Here is a 17,921-nt window from a genome sequence, read left to right as displayed (position 1 = left end):
TAACGCCCTAGCCGGCCCAATCAGGTCATGACTTCACGCGCTCGATCAGCTCCATCGCGCCGGCGGGGGCGCGCACCTTGCCCTCGTGGATGACGTAGGCGAACACGTCGCGCGGCTCTTTCTTCGGCTTCGCCTTATCAACCTTTGGCAGGTCGTCGGGTTCGCTTCCCGTGGCCCAGGCCTGAAATCGCCCGGCCCAGGCGTCGAGCTGCTTCGGCGGATAGCAGGTCTTCAGCTCGTCATTGCCCTTTTGCAGCCGCGCATAGACGAAGTCGCTGGCGACGTCTGATATCGCCGGATATTTGCCGTGCTCGGCGAACACGACAGGCGTCTCGAACTCCCGTATCAGCGCCACGAAATCAGGCGTGCAAAAGCTGTCGTGGCGCACCTCGACGACGTGGCGCAGTGCGCGGCCGTCGAGCTTGCGCGGCAGCAGTTCGAGGAACTTGCCAAAATCGGCGCCGTCGAACTTCTTGGTCGGTGCGAACTGCCAGAGCACGGGCCCGAGCCGGTCACGCAGCTCCAGCACGCCGGAATCGTAAAAGCGTTTGATGGAGTCGCCGGCTTCCGCCAGCACGCGGCGGTTGGTGGCAAAGCGCGGTCCCTTGACCGAGAACACGAATCCGTCGGGCACCTCGCTCGCCCATTTGCGAAAGCTCTCCGGCTTCTGCGAGCCATAATAGGTGCCGTTGATCTCGATCGAGGTCAGCTTCGAAGCCGCGTAGGACAGCTCCTTCGCCTGCGCGAGTTTTTCCGGATAGAACACGCCGCGCCATGGCTCAAACGTCCAGCCGCCGACGCCGATGAAGATGTTGCCGGATTTTGCGGTCGCGGTTTTTGCTTTGGCCACGGGAGGATCTCGCGCGATGGGGAGGGGCTTCATCCTAGTCAAACGAGATGTGATTGGCCAGTTGCGGCATGCCGTCTAAGCTAACGGGTGGGACCCGCGAAAAAAGGAGAACAAGGTGCGGATGCTGATCGCGGCTGTGATGGTCATGATGACATCTGCCGCCATCGCCGATGACGACGACGCCGGAGCGCAGAAGCTGGCGATGCAGGGCAGGGACTACTATTGGAAATGCCTGGCGCGAGAATATTCGCGCGACATCAACCAGGGCCTCTCGGAACAGGATTTTTCCCGCTCGGTCGCCAGCGCCTGTCCCTCGGAGCGGCAGAACTACCGGGTGACGCTGCTCGATTATCTGACGACGCAGTATCCGAACATCGATTCCAGCGCGCATCTCGCCACCGCGAACAGGGCGGTCGAATCGGCGCAGAAGGACGTCGTGACGGCTTACGTGAAGCGCAGGCCGCCGACGCGATAGACCCTTCCTGGATTAACCGTCGCAGCCCCAAGCCCTTCCGGCTGTGCATTCTTCCGTGGTATCACTGCCCTCCCATGGAACAGGAACGAGCCCCGCATGTCGTCTGAGTCGGTCGGAGGCATTTTTGGTGCGATCGTCGCGGCGGTCGTGCTTGCGGTTGCCATCGTTTTTGGGCCGATCGGACAGATCGGCAAGCCTGCCAAGCCCGCCAAGGCCGAGCAGCCCGCAGCGGCCGCCGCGGCGCCTGCGCCCGCCGCACCGGCCCCGCGAGGGCCCGTGATCCGGGAAGTTCCGAACCAATAAGGCTTGAGCCGCCCCCTTGCGGATGGCCCGGAGGCTCCCTATTTACCTTCTAACGGCGACGTCGAGCGAAAACTCCGGCGCTGGGACGACCTTGGAATAGCTCGGCTGCGCCGGATGTACGCGCGCCCCTGTTCCGGGGTCGTTGGCATTTTAGGCCCCCCTTTTGGTGCCTTTCCCACGGAAACCCCGGCTTGGCATCGCAGGACGCGGCGGATATACGCTGCCGTCATGAATGAAGCGATCAGACCGGGCCCCGAAAACCCGCAGGCCCCGCAGCCGGTTTTGCGCTCGCCCGAGCTTTCGGTCGTCGTGCCTACCTTCAACGAGCGCGACAACGTCACCGTCCTATACCGGCGGTTGGAGGCGACGCTGAAGGGCGTTGCCTGGGAAGCCATTTTCGTCGACGACAACTCGCCCGACGGCACCTGGGACGTGGTGCGGAGCCTGGCCCAACGCGACAGCCGGGTGCGCTGCATCCGCCGCATCGGCCGGCGCGGACTTTCCGGCGCCTGCATCGAGGGCATTTTGGCCTCCAGCGCGCCCTATGCGGCGGTCATCGACGCCGACCTCCAGCACGACGAGGCGCAACTGCCAAAGATGTTCGCGCTGCTGCAGAGCGGCCAGGCGGATCTCGTCGTCGGCAGCCGCTACATCGAAGGCTACAAGAACGAAGGTTTCAACAAGCAGCGCGCCGGCGCCAGCCAGCTAGCAACCGAAGTCGCCAAGAAGGTGCTCCAGGTCGAGATCGCCGATCCCATGAGCGGCTTCTTCATGATCCGCACCGACCGTTTTGGGGAGCTCGCGCCAAAACTCTCGGTGCACGGCTTCAAGATCCTCCTCGACGTCGTCGCGTCAGCCCATGGCGGCCTGCGCGCGGTGGAGATTCCCTACACGTTCGGCGAACGCCAGCATGGCGAGAGCAAGCTCGATTCCATGGTCGCGCTGGATTTCCTCGGCCTCGTGCTCGCCAAGCTGACCAACGACGCAGTGTCGCTGCGCTTCCTGTTGTTTGCGATGGTCGGCTCGATCGGCCTCGTGGTGCACCTCACGACGCTGTTCATCGCGCTCGAGCTGTTCAAGGAGCCGTTCGCGGAGGCGCAGGCCGCAGGTGCCCTGGTCGCAATGACCAGCAATTTCATCCTCAACAACTTCCTCACCTATCGCGATCAGCGGCTGCAGGGTTTTGCGATCCTGCGCGGCCTCATTGCCTTCTACATCGTCTGCAGCGTCGGCCTGTTCGCCAATGTCGGCGTCGCCTTCTCGGTCTATGACCAGGAGCCGATCTGGTGGCTTGCCGGCATGGCCGGCGCGTTGATGGGCGTGGTGTGGAACTACGCGATGTCCGGACTGTTCGTCTGGCGCAAGCGATAGTGCGTCATGGGTGGGGCTGACGCGCGGATCGTCCGCAACACCGCGCTCACGATCCTCGCGCTGGTTGGCTTGCGGCTGGTCGCGGCCGCCTACACGCCCATCACCTTCGACGAAGCCTATTACTGGATGTGGTCGAAGAACCTCGCGGGGGGCTATTACGACCACCCGCCGATGGTGGCCTACGTCATCCGCGCCGGCACCCTGATCGGAGGCGATACCGAGCTCGGTGTTCGCCTGGTCTCGATCCTGCTCGCGATTCCCATGAGCTATGCGGTCTACCGCACGGCCGCGATCCTGTTCGGCGGCGCGCGTGTCGCGGCCACGGCCGCGATCCTGCTCAACGTCACGCTGATGGCGGCGGTCGGGACGCTCATCGTCACGCCCGATGCGCCGCTGCTGGTGGCCTCCAGTTTTGTGCTGTTCTTCCTCGCAAAAGTGCTGGAGACCGGCCGCGGCGCCTGGTGGCTCGCGGTCGGCGTCGCCGTCGGCGTCGCGCTGCTGTCGAAATACACCGCTTTGTTCTTCGGCGTCGCGATCCTGATCTGGCTCATCGCCGTGCCAAAGCTGCGGCGCTGGTTTCTCTCGCCCTGGCCGTATCTCGGCGGCATCGTCGCCTTTGCGGTCTTCTCCCCCGTGATCCTGTGGAATGCCGACCATCAATGGGTCTCGTTCCTGAAACAGTTCGGCCGCGCCCGGCTCGAGGACTTTCGACCTGTCTTCATCGCCGAACTGATCCCGACCCAGGTGGCGTTCGCAACGCCCTTGGTCTTCATCCTCGGCGCCATGGGACTTCATGCGCTGGCGTGGCGCAAGGTGGGCGCGTCGGCCTCGCGCGTCCTGATCAACGCGACGGTCTGGGTCATCGTCGGCTATTTCGTCTGGCACTCCCTGCACGCCCGCGTCGAAGCCAACTGGTTCGCGCCGATCTATCCGGCCTTCGTGGTCGCTGCCGCTGCGGCCGCCAACATTGCGCAATGGAAGCCGCGCGAGCGGCGGACCGTCGATTTTTGCCTGCGCTGGGCTGCGCCGGTCGGCATCGTGATGTTCGCAGCGCTGATCGTGCAGGCCAACACCGGTGTGCTGTCGGGCTATCGCCGCGACGCTACCGTGCGCAGCGTCGGCGTCGGCTGGCGCGAGCTCGCCGAGCAGATCGAGGCGGTGCGCGCGCGGACCGGCGCGACCTGCATCCTGGCGTCGGATTACGGCACGACATCCTGGCTTGCATTCTACCTGCCGCGCGGCACCTGCGTGCAGCAGCAGTCCCAGCGTATCCGCTGGATCAACATGTCCGAGCCCGATCCAAAACTGCTCGCGGGCAAGGCGCTCTATGTCGACGAGCTGCGCGCCGAAGGACATCCGTTCCTCAACGACATCTTCTGGCAGGTGAGCCGCGTCGCCGAATTGACGCGCAAGCGCGGGCCGCTCGTGGTCGAGACCTACAGCATCGATCTGCTCGAGGGTGCCAAGCGCGATGTTCTGGACCGTTCGCCGCCGCCGGAACTGCAGAAGTAAGCTTCAGCTCACGGTGTCGGGCACGGACGGGGTCTGTGCCACGTTGGGCGCGCTGCGCCAGAACCAGACGGTCAGCTCGCCGGTCCGGCCGCGGATCTGGGTTTGCAGGGGGCCGGTGAGGCGTCCCTCGGCAAGCCGATCTCGGCCTCGGCCGGCCTCGTTGAGCAATATATCGCTCAAGGCCAGGCTCGCGCCGTGCTGGGCGGCGACCTCCATCAGCCGGCTCGCCACGTTCACGGTGTCGCCGGTCGCGGTGATATGGGCGTGGCTGCGGCCGCCGAGGCGTGACGCCACGATCGTTCCGAAATGCGCGCCGATCTTGAAGCCGATCCGGTTGCCGATCTCGCGCGGCAGCGACGCGATCCAGCGTTCGGCCATCCGGTAGAGTCCCGTGCAGCATGCGACGGCGCGCGCGGCGTCGTCGGGTACCTCGCGTGGCAGGCCGAACAGGATCATCGCGCCGTCGCCGAGAAAGCCGGTGATCGTGCCGCCGCAAGCCGAGGCCTCCCGATCGACCAGCGCGTGCAACTCCTTCAGGAGGTCGCGAAGCTCGTCCGGATCGAGGTTCTCGCTGAGCGAGGTGAATCCGGAGAGGTCGATGAAGACGATGGCGGCGTTTTGCCGGACCGGCTTCAGCAGGAAATCCGGGTCTTGCGCCAGCCACTCCTGGACCGCGGGTGCCTGGAATTGCGCGAGCAGTCGGCTTCGTGCGGCAAAATACTGGGTCCTGCGTCCACCGGCCCAGAGCTGCACGGCGGAGAAGATCGCAACCGGCGGCACCGTCGCTGCAAGCGTGGTCGCAGCGTTCAGCCAGACGCCGTGCGTGAAGGCAAACACGTTCAATGCGGCCCAGGCCAGAAACACGGCGGTGGCCGCGATCAGGCCGACCGCGCTGCGCCGCCATGCCAGGAGGGCGACCAGCAGCATCGGCAGCAGGATCACCATGATCGCTTCGGCGATGCGAACGGTGCGGTCATGCAAGATGCCGTCACCGGCGATCAGATGCGTGATTGCGGTCGAGATCACCTCCACGCCCGGCATCAGGGAATCGAACGGCGTCTGAAAGAAATCGCCGCCGCCGGCGACCGCTGCGCCAATGACGACGATCCGGTTCTGTATCGCCTTGCCGTCGAGCGTGCCGTCGAACACGGTCTGGGCGCTGACGGTGCGGATCGTGCGGCGAGGGCCGTAATAGGTGATCGGCAGCGTATAGCCGGAATCGGTCGCGACCGAGTGATCGCCGATCGAGAGATGATCCGGCGCGACCGTCAGCGGCTTGTCGAGTGCGCGCGTCGCCACCCGCAGCGGAAACGACAGCTCGACCTTGTCACGGGTGCGGAACAGCATCGGGATCGAGAGCGGCGATCCGGTCGCAACGTTGACGATGCCGACGTCGGCGTGACCGGCAAACGCAGGAAGTGGCAGCAGGAAGCGCTCGGCCTGCGGCAGGCTCGCCAGCGCGTCCTGATTGCCCGTATCGACGGCTTCGATCGCCTCCGGGAAGATTGCGGCGGCAGCGAGCACCGTCGGCCTTGCGGCGAGTGATTTCGCCAGGAGCTCGTCGTCGGCGGCGGAGCCGCGATCCACCAGCAGGAGATCGACCGCGATGAGCTTTGGCTCGAACCTTGCGATTGCCTCGACGACGCGCGCCAGATCGCTGCGGGCGAGGGGGAAGTGGCCGCCGCGCTTCACGACGGTGTCGTCGATGGCAACGATGGTAACGAGATCGGGCGGCGCCTTCACGCCGCGGACCAGCGTGCGCAGATCGGTCAACGTCGCCTCGAGGCGGTCGAGGAAACGCAAATGGCCCGTGGTGTGGCCGACGTAAACGCCGACACCCCACAGCGCTGTCAGGGCGAGCGCGATCAGACTATGGAAACGACGCTTACTCATCCGCTCGTTCTATCGTTCAAATCCAGGACCTATTGTCCAAGCCTTGCCATCAAGGCCGCAACGCGCGGCGCGCCCCAGCGCTTGACGACCAATGCACCGGGGCCTTCGACATCGACGCCTTCGCCGACACCAAGCGTGACGGACTTCCCGCCACCGCGGCGGCTGACGGCGACGCGGCCGTCGGCGACGAATACGGCTGTCTTGCCGTCGGAGGCATCGACCGCCCATTTGGTGCCGCGTACGGCTGCGATCGCCTGCGGCGTCAGCACCTTGAAACGAGCGCCGCCTGGCTTCCTGGGAACTTCAATGAACAAGGCCTTGCTGCTCAATTCGATGGAGTCGATATGTCCGTCGCGATTATTGTCCTTAAGTTCAAATCGGGCGCCGCTTTCGGCGACGATTGTGATCCCATTGTCGCAACGTAATGTCTGAGTTGCGTTGGACGACGGGCTCGACGTGCAGCCGAGATCGGGGGGTTGCGCCACAGCCGACGCGAAGCTGAGAGACAGCGACGCCAAAACGACGAATCCCGCGCATGCGGCCTTGATCATGGAAACCTCCATTCAGCGCTCGGCATACTCAAATCATCGTGATACGGCACCGTATCACGGGCAACCCTGGGTGAAAAGCACCTTCGGCGGCAATATGTCTGGACCACTGCCATTCGGCGGGCCTTTGGAAGCTTGGGAGGCATTCGACCTGCAATCGAACTTTGTGCATCGTCCGTGTCGGAACGGTCATCCCGGAATCGTCTTGTAGAGAATCCAGTGAAACAGACGAGGTGACCCATGAGCCGTCCGGATCTGAAGCCCGCTGCAGAGCTCGCCAACACCAACCGCACGCGGCATCCCAACGAAAGCGCCGACTATCGTCGCGCGCGACAGGCGCTGCTCGTGGAGGAGATCGAGCTGCGGCGCCAGATCGAGCGCGTTGCTGAACTACGACGGGCGCTGCCTGCAGGTGGTGAGGTGACGAAGGCCTATGTGTTCGAAGGCGAGCACGGACAGGTCAAGTTTGCGGAGCTGTTCGGCGACAGGCAGACGCTCGTCGTCTACAGCTACATGTTCGGACCGCAGCGCGAGCAGCCTTGTCCGATGTGCACGTCGTTCATGAGCACGTGGGAGGCCAAGCTTCCCGACATCGAGCAGCGCGTTGCGTTCGCCTTCGTGGCGCGCTCGCCGATCGCGCGGCTGATTGCAGCGAAAAAGGCGCGCGGCTGGACGCGCCACAGGATCTATTCGGATACGGGCGGCGATTACACGCGGGATTATGTCAGCGCTGTCGACGCCGACATGCCGGGCTACAGCGTCTTCACAAAACGCGACGGCAGGATTCGTCACTTCTGGTCCGGCGAGATGGGAATGGGCACGGCCGATCCCGGCCAGGACCCGCGCGGCGCGCCCGATATGGACCCACTTTGGACAATTTTGGACACCACACCGGAAGGGCGCGGCAAGGACTGGTACCCCAAGCTCGGCTACTGAAATCGTGCCGCGGAACAAGGATTAAGCTCGTGATTTTACGGGCTTTTTCCCAAATTGGGACAACGTTAACGAGTTGCCCAAGATCTGCCCGAACTTAATCCGCATTTAACTAAAAGTCGCCTTAATGACGCTCCGACCTCCTGCGAGATGCAGACTGGAACGTGACCAGCGGCACTTGAAAGGGGACTGAGTGACACCGTCCTGGACGCAAGGCGAATGAGTACGAGTATCGCTGCGCAAAGTAACGCGGCACGGAAGTCCAAGAAGAATTCTCGGAAGTCTTCCCGGAAAGCTAGCTCCCAAAACATCGTAGGCGCCGCCGCGATCGGCGCCCTCGTGTTGGGCTGCGGCTGGACCGTGTACAGCAACATCATCGCATCGAGCCCCTATCCGACGCTCGGAGCCGCTGTTTACGACGGGCCCGTGATCAAGCTCGCGCCCAAAATTGCGATGCGCGAGGCGGGCGCGGCCGTGAAGGAGGCGTTCGCACTTCTGCCCGACCGCCTGCAGGTCGCCGCACCCATCAGCCGCGAAATGTTCAACGAGCGCTTTGCGGCCGCCGCGGCGCAGGGCGTCGAATCCAACGCAGCCAGCGCCGCGCCGGCAACGAACATCGCCGAAGCTGCGCCGAAACCGACCGTCATCGCGAAGGTCGCGGAAGCGCTGAAACCGCTCAACCCGGCCAAGGTGGCTGAGAAGGTTGCTGACAAGGTCGCGGATGTTGCGAAGGGCAAGCGCGGCGCTGACGCGTCGGTGCGGCTCGCCTCGGCCGATCCGGCCGAGATCGTGCCTGCGCCTGAGGCGAAATCGAAATCCTTTGCCGATCGCGCCAAGGCCGCGGTGATGTCCATCACCGGTCCGCGCCAGTCGATGGTCGAAAAACTCTGGGGCAAGCGCGAGCCGTCGGGCGGGTTGCTCGCCTATGCCTCGGCGGATGCCAGCATCACCGCGAGCATTGCGCCGAAGGAGCAGAACCCGATGCTCGGCGGCGCACCGCCCTATGATCGCGAGACCGCGGTCTACGACATCACGGCGAAGACTGTTTATCTGCCTGACGGCACCAGGCTCGAGGCGCATTCCGGCCTGGGCTCCAATCTCGACAACCCGCGCTCGTCCAATCAGCGCATGCGCGGCGTGACGCCGCCGCACATCTACACACTGAAGCCGCGCGAAGCGCTGTTCCACGGCGTGCCGGCGCTGCGGCTGACGCCGATCGGCGGCGAGAGCGCGATCTTCGGCCGCGACGGCCTGCTCGCGCACACCTTCATGCTCGGGCCGAACGGCGATTCCAACGGCTGCGTGTCGTTCAAGGACTACTACGCCTTCCTCGATGCCTATCGCAACAAGGGCATCCGCAAGCTCGCCGTGCTGGCGCGGATCGAGTAATCCGCGCCTCAGGCCGTTGCAACCATTTTTCGTAACGCCATTTCGGTCGCAATCGCCTCCCGCACAGCTGGCCGCTTCTGCATGCGTTCGGAAAAGGCCGACAATGACGGCCATTGTGCGATGTCGACGCCCGCGGTACGGAGCAGCAGCAAAGCCCAGGTGAGATATGCATCCGCAACGGTGAAGCTGTGACCGATGAGGAATTCGCGGTCCGCGAGATGCGCTGATGGCACCGACAAGGTCTGAGCGATCCTCGCGCGCGGCTTGGCGAGCGAGCCGTCGTCCTTGTACCAGAAGGTCGGAAACAGGAAGGCCTTGTGGATCTCGGCGCCGATGAAGCTCAGCCATTCCTGGAGCCGGTAGCGATCCGCATCGCCCGGCCGCGGCGCAAGGCCGCGCTCAGGGTTCAGGTCGGCGATGTATTGCAGCACCGCCGCGCATTCCGTCAGCCGCTCGCCGTTTTCCAGCACCAGGACCGGCACCGCGCCCTTCGACGAAATGCCGCGAAAATCGCTGTCGGCGTCCACGACCGTCTTGGTCGAGAGATGCACCTGATGATAGCGCGCGTCCACGCCGGCTTCCATCAATGCGATGCGGCTCGCAAGCGAGCAGGCCATCGGCGAGAAATAGAGTTGCAGCATCGCGTTGCTCCGTTATTTCAGGGCATCACCGCGCGCGATGATCGCGAAGCGGTCGGATAGCTCGGCGAGTGCAACCTCGTGGATGGTCCGGGCGTCCAGCGTGCCGCCGCGGCCGTCGGGTAGGTCGCGCGTGGCGCAGGCGTCGGCGTCAACAGTCGTGCGAAAGCCGAGGTCGAGCGCGGCGCGCGCCGTGGAGCTGACGCACATATGCGTCATGAAGCCGGCCAGCACGATGTTCTTCCTGTCGGTTGCGGCAAGGCGCGCCTGCAAATCAGTGCCGGCAAACGCATTCGGCAACTCCTTTTCGATCACCAGCTCGCCGGCACGGGGGCTTAGCTCGGCGACGATGGCGCCGCGGTCGGCGCCGCGATCGAACAGGCTGCCGGCCTTGCCGCGATGGGCAATATGGATGATCGCGGCTCCGCTCTCGCGTGCCCGTGCCAGGAGTGCAGCCGCCCGTGCGATCGCGGGCCTGGCGTCGGGCAAGGCGAGGGGACCTGCGAGATATTCGTTCTGGATATCGATCAGCAGCAGCGCGGCGTCGCCAAGACGCGGCGGGTTGAGATCGGCACCGGCGAGCTGCAGCAGGGTCTTTGCGGTCGTCATGGTCTGGAAATCTCCGGGACAAAAGGCTCGACAAACATAGCCCCGGGAATGCCTGCCGATATGCAGGGATATTGCAGCGGATGGCTGCAATATTGCAGGCAGCTCCCGGCCGGTATAAGCTCGAGCAATGAACTGGGACGATCTGCGCATCATCGCTGCCGTCAGGGACGAGGGCACCTATGCCGGGGCCAGCGCGCGGCTGCGCATCGATGAGACGACGGTCGGGCGCAGGCTGTCGCGCATCGAGCGTGCGCTCGGTTTGCGTCTGTTCGAGGCCGCCGACGGCGTCCGCAGGCCGACGCGGAGTTGCGAGGCGGTGCTGGCGCATGTCGAGGCGATGGCCGCGCATGCCGCCGAGATCGGTCGCGTCGGCGAGAGCCTGGCAGGTCCGGTGGGACGCCTGCGCATCGCCTCCACCAACACGGTCGCCGAGGAGGTGCTGTCGCCGCGTGCGAGCGACTTCCTGCGCGCCAATCCCGGCCTGACGCTGCAATTCCTGACCTCGAGCGAGAACGTCAAATTTTCGCGCTGGGAGGCCGATCTCGCCGTCCGCCTGCGCAAGCCCGACAAGGGCGACTTCGCGATCTCCAAGCTCGGCGACATCCGCATTTACTACTTCGAGCCCATCGCGACCGAGGGCGAGCCGATGCTGTGTGCCTATCCGGACGAACTCGGTGCCATTCCCGAGATGCAGTACCTGCGCACGAAGCAAGCCCGCGCGCGCTGCGTTACCGACAACGTGCGCGTCATCCGTAACCTGATCCGCTCGCATCAGGCCGCCGGCGTGCTGCCGGAGTATAGTTGCGCGGATTTGCTCGGCGATCGCCGCCTGCGCGCCACGCTGCTACCGAAGCGGCGCGACGCCTGGCTGCTCGTGCAAAATCACCTCAAGCGCGATCCTGCGACCCGCGTGACGATCGACTGGGTGAGGGCGTGTTTCCAGGACATGTCGCGCAGTTGAGGCGACCTCCCGGTGTGACGATCGCGTCACAGCGCAAGATGCGCGACGAAAAATCTTGCGCCACCCTCTTGCAACCCGAACGTGCTTCGTCTATTAGCGCGCTCCTTCGCCTCGGCCATGTGTTCGGGCTCTCTGAGATCCCGACTGGCGCGTGCCGGTTTCCGGTGTCGTGTTCCGCCGAACGAAGTTGCAGGATGTAGCTCATGGAGAGCGTCGGGGTAAAATCCGAAGGCATCGGTTCGATTCCGATCTCATGTACCAACCAAAGGATAGCTCAGTGGTAGAGCAGGTGACCGTGAATCATCGTGACGCGGGTTCGAATCCCGCTCCAGCGCTCCGTTTCAGCCTGAAAAGCTGATACCCTAAGAGGGGACCGGACGCGCGCTTCAGTCGCAGTCCGGCCGTTTTGCCGCAAGGCTTTCCGTCCGAACCTAGACACTGTGAGACCGGCTTCGCGCCGCGGTGGATACCGCTTGCGTTGATGCCGGGTGGCTCCGCACGATCGCGCGTACTTTTGTCGCGCGATCGCGCGCGTGCGCCCGTCATCGCGCAAGCTCAAGCCGCGGCCCGCCGATTTCATGGGAAGCGTCGTCCGCGTCCTCACGTCCTTTGTAAACGAAACCTGTTGTCCGGCATCCGGCCGGGCGCAAACGATGGAGGCGTGCCATGAGCTGGCATTTGCTGATGCTGAACGTGACGGTGAAGGATGGCGAGCGTGCATTGCTGACGCGCAACGGGCAGCTCATGCGCGTGCTCGCGCCTGGTCGGCATCGCCTGTTCGATCCCTTGCACGAGCTCAAGGCCGAGCTGTTTGACGTCGTGCGCGCGGAATTCCCCGCGGATCGCTACGCGGTGCTGAAGGCTGCGCGGCCCGATCTCGCCGCCGAGCTGTTCGAGGCGGTGGAGACCAGGGCCGACGAGATTGCCATCGTCAGCCTCGACGGCCGGCCCGTGCACCTGCTCACGCCCTGGCAGATCCGCGTCTACTGGAAGGTCGCGACCCGCATCGATGTCGAGCGCATCGATGTGTCCAGCGATGTCAGGGTCGGCGCGCGACACCTGACGATGATCGAGCGCAACCGCGCGACCGTCGTGATGGAAGCGGTGGTCGAGAGCCACGAAGCGGGCCTGCTCTATGTCGAGGGCCGGCTGGTGGAGCGGCTGGCGCCCGGCCGGCACGCCTTCTGGACCGTCGGCCGCAAGATCGAGGTGAAGCGCCTCGACCTGCGGCCCCAGGCGGTCGAGATCACCGCGCAGGAGATGCTGACCAAGGATCGCATCGCGCTGCGGGTGACGCTGACGGCGTTCCGCCGAGTGGTTGATCCCGAGCGGACGGTTGCGACCGTGCCCGATGTGGATGCGTGGCTGTACCGCCTGGTGCAGTTCGCGATCCGCGAGGCGGTGGCCGGCCGCACGCTGGACGAGGTGCTGTCCGCCAAGGCGGCGCTGGATGCGGAGCTGCGCGACTATGTGCGCGCACGCGTCGCGGAGTCCGGCGTCGAGGTGACGGAGCTCGGCGTCAAGGACGTGATCCTGCCCGGCGAGATCCGTGAGCTCGTCAACAAGGTGGTGGAGGCGGAGCGGGTCGCCAAGGCGAACCTGATCCGCCGGCAGGAAGAGACCGCGGCAACGCGTTCGCTTCTGAACACTGCCCGCCTGATGGAGGAGAACCCCCTGCTGCTGCGGCTCAAGGAGCTGGAGTCGCTGGAGCGGCTGGTCGAGAAGGTCGGCCGCATCGACCTCCATGCCGGCGACGGCCAGGGCCTCGACGCCCTGCTGAACCGGCTCGTGCGCCTGAAGGCGCCCGAGAGCGCGTGAACGACAGCGCGTGAGACCTAAGAAGGGCCGCCCACGGGCGGCCCTTCAATCCTACCAGCCGTAACGCAGCGTCGCCGTTCCGGAATAGGCGTTGCCGCGGCCGAACAGCTCGGCATCGACCTTGGAGGCGAGTGAGAAGCCGTGGGCGAAACGCAATTCGCTGCCGAGCGATAGGAGTGCCGCGTCGCGAACCGCGGGGGCGCCGATCACGGTGAGCTCCGTTCCCGGCAGCACCTGGAACGACGCCGCAGCAGTGATGCGATCGGAGAAATCGTGCAGCCATGCGGCGCGCCCGCGCAGGATCAGCTCCGTCCCGCCGTCCATCATGAAACGATTGTCGAAGCGCGACCCGAGCTCGCTGCGGATCTGTGTCGAGGTGTGTGCCGCGTAGGCGAGCGCAAAACCGCCGGCGCCGGCGAGGCCGGTCTCGGTGTAGGCCGGCGTGCGGAAGCTTTGGGCCTGTCCGGCGGCATAGGGCGTGATGCCAAAATTCATCAGCGCGATGCGATAGCCGGCCTCGATGCGTCCGCCATAGTTTTGCGCCTTGAAGCTGGCGTCGAGCCGGTCGAGCGCGCCCGGCAGCATCACGGTGCGATTTGTGCTGAGGTCGTGCCAGCCATAGGCAACGGCCGCCGAGAGATAACCGTTACCGAGCCTGGTCGAGGAATAAAGGCCGGCCTGGAACGTCTCGCCGCGGCCGGAGCCGAGCGTATCCACACCCCAATTGGTGAAACCGCCCGCGATCGCCGCGCCGATGACGGTGTTGGCGGAGACGCGATAGTCGACGCCGGCTGCGCCGCCTCCATTGCGCGCATCGAGCGCGTGGCTGCCGACCAGCGTGTCGGCGTTGCGCTTGGCCTGCGCGCCATAGGCTGCAGCCCAGGTGCCCCAGCGCCGTTCGACCGTGTCGCGGCTTGATGCCGGCGCAGCGCCTGCGGCGTTGTTGGCTGCGGCGACCGCGGGCGGAAGCGCCTGCTCCGACGCATAGCCGATCGCGCGCGGCTGCGACGGTCCGTTGCCGAGCTGGGTGTCCAGGAACGGGTCGAGCATCATATTGAGGAACGAATCCGTCGCCCTGAAGCCTGCTGCCGCGGCACCGGTTGCGACTTCGCCGGAGATCTGGTCGAGACCGTTCGTCAGCGCCGCGCCGCTGAGGCCGAACAGGGTGACGAATTGCGCGGGCAGCGCGTTGCCGGCATTGAAATAAGTGTTGAGCGCCGTCGCGACGGAGGACTGGTTGGGGGCGAGGGCGGTGCTGCTGCCTCCGCCGCCACCACCACCGCCTCCGCCGCCACCACCTCCGCCGGTGCCCCCAAGGTCGGCGGTGAGGTCGAGCTTCGCATCGGTCGTGGTGTAGGACAGGCTTGCTTTGAAGCCGGAGGGCAGGCCGACGGTGCTCAGGCTCGCGAACGTGCCGGTGCGGCTGCTTGACGAGAGGATGGTGTAGGACTTTGCGATGTAGCTGCCAGATCCAAAGGTGGCTTGAACGGTGCCTGCGAGGCTTGCCGTGCCGCTCACGGTCGTCGTGTCCGATAGGGTTGGCGTGATGTCGACGAGATACTTGCCCGTGCTCGTCTGCACGAAATTTCCGGTAACGTTCGAAAACATGATCGCTCCGGCGCCGCCGGGGGCATAGCTACCCTTGTTGGTAAAGCTGTTGCCGGCGCCGACCGAAATCACCTGGCCGGAATCGTAGAGTCCCGAACTCTGGTTGGTGAAGCTGTTGGTACCGGCGCCGAGATCGACCAAACCCGTCATCGTTCCGAAATTGCTGACGGTCTCGTTGCCGGTGGTGCCCAGCACGGCGTAGCCGTTGAAGCCGGTGGTCGTGGTGATGTTGCCGGTCGCCGAGTTGGTCAGGCTGTTGCTGGAGCCGCCGATGAAGTCGACGCCGTGGGCGCCGACGATCTTGGCGTTGTTGGTGACGGTGATGTTGCCAGCACCAGCCGTGCTGGCATAGATGCCGACCGAGCCCGCCTGGATCGCGCCATTCGCCGTGATGACGGTGTTGGAATTGTTTGCGGCGTTGCCGATCGTGGTCATGACGCCCATCGTGTCGGCGTAGATTTTGCCGGCGGTGACGTTGATGGCGCCGGACGCGCCCGTCGGATTCGACGCCACAATGCCGATTCCGCCGACGGGGGCACCAACTCCTCCGGGCCCGCCCGGGCCGCCGATCTGACCACCGGTCATGTTGACGACGACATTGCCCGTGCCCAGGGACGCCGCGCGCAGGCCGTCGCCGCCGGTCTGGATCGTACCCGCCGTCATGTTGATGGTGGTGGTGCCGTTGGTCCCGCCTGCGGTCACGGCCCTGCTGTTGGTGTCGGTGCCGGCGTTGACGTCGGCAGCGACATTGATGGTGACCGCACCGCTTCCCATGCTTCTTGCGTCGACGCCGATGATGTTGGTCGCCAGCGCCGTGATGGACGCGTTGACGTTCACGGTGACGGAGCCGCTGCCGGCGGTGCTGGCGTAGATCGGCCCCTGGTCGAACGAGACGGGCGCCGTGGTCACGACGATCATGCCGTTGGAATCGACCCGGATGTTGCCGGTGCTCGCGGCGTTGGTGATCTGGGCATAGACGCCGGTGTACTTCGCATAGAGCGCTCCGGCGGTGACGGTGACGTCGCCGGCGGTCCCCGAACTCTGGGCGTAGATCGCGGCGTTGGGGGTAGCCGCCACCGAGCCGATCGAGCCGCCGGTCATGTTGACGCGCACGCCGCCGGTGCCGGAGGAGGCGGCTTCGATCCCGATGGCGTTACCGGTCACGCTCCCGGCGGTCATGTTGACGGTCGTGGCGCCATTGACGCCGAACGCCGTGACGGCGCCGAAGAAGACGCCGGCGGCCGTCACGTCATTGGCGATGTTCAGCGTCGTGACGCCGCCGAGCGTGGTTTGCGTCGTGATACCTGACGTGAAGCCGGACGAGATCGCACCGGTGCCGTTGAAGGTGATGTTGCCGCCGACATTGGTGATGTACGCGCCGGCATTGCTACTGCCGCCGGACACCGTCCCCGCGCCGCCATAGGTGATCGCGCCGCCATTGCCGTCCAGTTGCACGGCGCCGTGGTGACGCCGGCGGTGCTGATGCTGACCGCGCCGCTGTTGGTCACATCGATGTTGTGCGGCGTCGCGCCCGTCGCCTTCAGCTCGAGCCCCGCGCCACTGATGCTGATTCCGGAGTGAACGGTGCCAACCAACGCGGCATCGAACGACTGAATGCGGTCGCTGGTCGAGGTGTTGGTGCTCGTGGTGTTGGTGGTGTTCGTCGTGACGGTGTTGGCGGCACAATCGATGGTGACCGTGGTCGTGCCGTTGGCGATGCACGCCGCCATTGCCTGCGGCATGCCGAGGAACGGGACGGTCAGTAGGGCCGAGGACGCCAGCAGCGCGCTCTTGCGCGGGGATCGATACGCAGACAGCAGTTTCACGTCGTACCCAAAATTGTCAAATGAATCAAATCACTTGGCCAATCTGCATGGGACAGCCGAAACTGTCTTGTTCTGGGCCGGACTGGATTTGGACTAAACGCTCCTCGCGCCGATTTGGCCGGCTTGTCGCCTTTTTGCCACGCCGGGCGCACACGCCGCGATTGAACCCTCTTGACCTTGGACGGACCAATGCTGGGGACTGAGAGAGGTTGGGGCGCGGGGCTTGGCGATACAGAAATTCACGATCTCGACCGGTAAGCCCTCGGCTCACCTGTATGACGAAGCGCGCTTTCGGCTCTGGCAGGAGACCTATTGCGGGCGGATCGAGGACATCAAGCGGCTGACGAACGACCCCTTTGTCGGGCGATGGAGTTTTGCCCGCATCAACGATTTTGGCATGTGCCGGTTTCGCGGCACGCCGCACGCGGGCCAGCGCGAGGCTCACCAGATTCCGGCTGCTGGCGACGAGAAGCTCAGCATCGGATTCAACCTGGCGCGAACCGCGCATCGGTTCTCCCAGCTCGGCCGTGAGCATACCGTGCCGGACACCCGGCCGCTCTTCTACCGCGCGGACGAGGCGTACCAATATGTCGGCGCCAGCGACTATGTCGTGATGGCGTTTCCAAAACGCATGCTGGGTGCGTTCGGCTCCAGGGCCGAGGCGCTTCTCGGCCAGCCGCTTGACGGCGACCTGCCGGCGCTGCGGCATCTCCGCCGCTATCTGTGCCTGCTGGACGAACCCGATCTGGCCACCGCCGACCAGGCGCTTGCCGATCACATGCTCGATACGGTCGAGGATCTCATCGTGCTGTCGCTTGGCGCTTCGGGCGATGCGGCCGACATGGCGCGGATGCGCGGATTGCGCGCTGCCCGTTACGCCGAGATCGGAGGTCTGATCGCGCGAGGCTTTGCCGATCCGGGCTTTTCCGTGCAGCGCGTCGCCGTGACCGCCGGGCTATCGCCGAGCTACATCCAGAAACTGCTCTCGGAAGGCGGCCATAGTTTTACCGAGCGCGTGCTGGAGCTCAGGTTGAAAAAGGCACGCGACATGCTCGCGGATCCGCGCAATGACGCCCTCAAGGTGAGCGAGATTGCGCTCGCCTGCGGCTTCAGCGATATCTCCTACTTCAACCGCTGCTTCCGTCGCCGTTTTGGCGCAGCTCCGAACGAATGCCGCTGTGGATGAG

The 17,921-nt window shown here is 65.0% G+C and carries 16 protein-coding genes and 2 tRNA genes; 12 read left to right on the top strand and 6 right to left on the bottom strand.

All coding sequences use genetic code 11. From position 1 onward, the window contains the following. Window positions 1-25: 25 nt before the first annotated feature. Window positions 26-850 (bottom strand): DUF72 domain-containing protein, encoded by an 825-nt coding sequence (locus JQ632_RS14660; RefSeq protein WP_212403085.1) that lies wholly within the window; start codon window positions 848-850, stop codon window positions 26-28. A gap of 115 nt (window positions 851-965) precedes the next feature. Here JQ632_RS14660 and JQ632_RS14655 point away from each other — a divergent pair, with 115 nt between their 5' ends. The 4 genes from JQ632_RS14655 (at window position 966) to JQ632_RS14640 (ending at window position 4,511) form a co-directional block, all read left to right on the top strand. Beyond that, entirely contained in the window at window positions 966-1,325 is a 360-nt protein-coding gene (locus tag JQ632_RS14655) for a hypothetical protein (RefSeq protein WP_212403083.1), read from the top strand. Window positions 1,326-1,421: 96 nt separating this feature from the next. Beyond that, on the top strand, window positions 1,422-1,628 hold the full coding sequence (locus JQ632_RS14650) for a hypothetical protein (RefSeq protein ID WP_212403081.1): 207 nt from the start codon (window positions 1,422-1,424) through the stop codon (window positions 1,626-1,628). Between the two features lie 228 nt (window positions 1,629-1,856). Then, a complete protein-coding gene (locus JQ632_RS14645) occupies window positions 1,857-2,999 on the top strand; it encodes a glycosyltransferase family 2 protein (protein ID WP_212403080.1) in 1,143 nt (380 codons plus the stop codon). Window positions 3,000-3,005: 6 nt separating this feature from the next. Further along, complete coding sequence (locus tag JQ632_RS14640) at window positions 3,006-4,511, top strand: glycosyltransferase family 39 protein (protein WP_212403078.1); 1,506 nt, start codon at window positions 3,006-3,008, stop codon at window positions 4,509-4,511. A gap of 3 nt (window positions 4,512-4,514) precedes the next feature. Here JQ632_RS14640 and JQ632_RS14635 read toward each other — a convergent pair whose 3' ends face one another. Further along, window positions 4,515-6,404 carry a CHASE2 domain-containing protein gene (locus JQ632_RS14635; protein ID WP_212403076.1) on the bottom strand — a complete coding sequence of 630 codons (1,890 nt, stop codon included), beginning with the start codon at window positions 6,402-6,404 and terminating at the stop codon, window positions 4,515-4,517. 29 nt (window positions 6,405-6,433) lie between these two features. Beyond that, the gene (locus JQ632_RS14630; RefSeq protein WP_212403074.1) at window positions 6,434-6,955 is read right to left on the bottom strand and encodes a FecR family protein; all 522 of its coding nucleotides are present in this window, start codon (window positions 6,953-6,955) and stop codon (window positions 6,434-6,436) included. A 237-nt stretch (window positions 6,956-7,192) separates the two neighbouring features. Here JQ632_RS14630 and JQ632_RS14625 point away from each other — a divergent pair, with 237 nt between their 5' ends. Both JQ632_RS14625 and JQ632_RS14620 read left to right on the top strand, forming a co-directional pair. After that, window positions 7,193-7,888, top strand: coding sequence for a DUF899 family protein (locus JQ632_RS14625; RefSeq protein WP_212403073.1), 696 nt, complete (start codon window positions 7,193-7,195; stop codon window positions 7,886-7,888). A 216-nt stretch (window positions 7,889-8,104) separates the two neighbouring features. Beyond that, window positions 8,105-9,274: a DUF2778 domain-containing protein gene (locus tag JQ632_RS14620; protein WP_212403071.1), complete on the top strand. Its 1,170-nt coding sequence runs from the start codon at window positions 8,105-8,107 to the stop codon at window positions 9,272-9,274. Between the two features lie 8 nt (window positions 9,275-9,282). Here the strand turns inward: JQ632_RS14620 and JQ632_RS14615 are convergent, their stop codons facing one another. Beyond that, window positions 9,283-9,915, bottom strand: a complete 633-nt coding sequence (locus JQ632_RS14615; RefSeq protein WP_212403069.1) for a glutathione binding-like protein — start codon at window positions 9,913-9,915, stop codon at window positions 9,283-9,285. Between the two features lie 12 nt (window positions 9,916-9,927). Next, window positions 9,928-10,521 (bottom strand): cysteine hydrolase family protein, encoded by a 594-nt coding sequence (locus JQ632_RS14610; protein ID WP_212403067.1) that lies wholly within the window; start codon window positions 10,519-10,521, stop codon window positions 9,928-9,930. 127 nt (window positions 10,522-10,648) lie between these two features. On the opposite strand from JQ632_RS14610, the gene JQ632_RS14605 reads away from it, so the two are divergent. From JQ632_RS14605 to JQ632_RS14590, 4 genes are all read left to right on the top strand, one after another. Then, window positions 10,649-11,482, top strand: a complete 834-nt coding sequence (locus JQ632_RS14605; RefSeq protein WP_212403065.1) for a LysR family transcriptional regulator — start codon at window positions 10,649-10,651, stop codon at window positions 11,480-11,482. A 189-nt stretch (window positions 11,483-11,671) separates the two neighbouring features. Then, window positions 11,672-11,743, top strand: a tRNA-Leu gene (locus JQ632_RS14600). Window positions 11,744-11,749: 6 nt separating this feature from the next. Continuing rightward, window positions 11,750-11,813 (top strand) — tRNA-His (locus JQ632_RS14595). Window positions 11,814-12,148: 335 nt separating this feature from the next. After that, on the top strand, window positions 12,149-13,300 hold the full coding sequence (locus JQ632_RS14590; protein ID WP_212403059.1) for a slipin family protein: 1,152 nt from the start codon (window positions 12,149-12,151) through the stop codon (window positions 13,298-13,300). A 51-nt stretch (window positions 13,301-13,351) separates the two neighbouring features. Here the strand turns inward: JQ632_RS14590 and JQ632_RS14585 are convergent, their stop codons facing one another. After that, entirely contained in the window at window positions 13,352-16,363 is a 3,012-nt protein-coding gene (locus JQ632_RS14585) for an autotransporter domain-containing protein (protein ID WP_212403058.1), read from the bottom strand. A 159-nt stretch (window positions 16,364-16,522) separates the two neighbouring features. Here JQ632_RS14585 and JQ632_RS14580 point away from each other — a divergent pair, with 159 nt between their 5' ends. Together JQ632_RS14580 and JQ632_RS14575 are read left to right on the top strand one after the other, a co-directional pair. Next, window positions 16,523-16,831 (top strand): hypothetical protein, encoded by a 309-nt coding sequence (locus JQ632_RS14580; RefSeq protein ID WP_212403056.1) that lies wholly within the window; start codon window positions 16,523-16,525, stop codon window positions 16,829-16,831. A gap of 126 nt (window positions 16,832-16,957) precedes the next feature. Beyond that, window positions 16,958-17,920, top strand: coding sequence for an AraC family transcriptional regulator (locus JQ632_RS14575; RefSeq protein ID WP_212403054.1), 963 nt, complete (start codon window positions 16,958-16,960; stop codon window positions 17,918-17,920). The last annotated feature ends 1 nt before the right edge of the window (window position 17,921 follow it).

This window comes from Bradyrhizobium liaoningense (assembly GCF_018130955.1).
Taxonomy (GTDB): Bacteria; Pseudomonadota; Alphaproteobacteria; order Rhizobiales; family Xanthobacteraceae; genus Bradyrhizobium; species Bradyrhizobium liaoningense_C.
The sequence above is the reverse complement of the archived record's forward strand: the minus strand, read 5'-3'. Positions and strand labels throughout refer to the sequence as shown.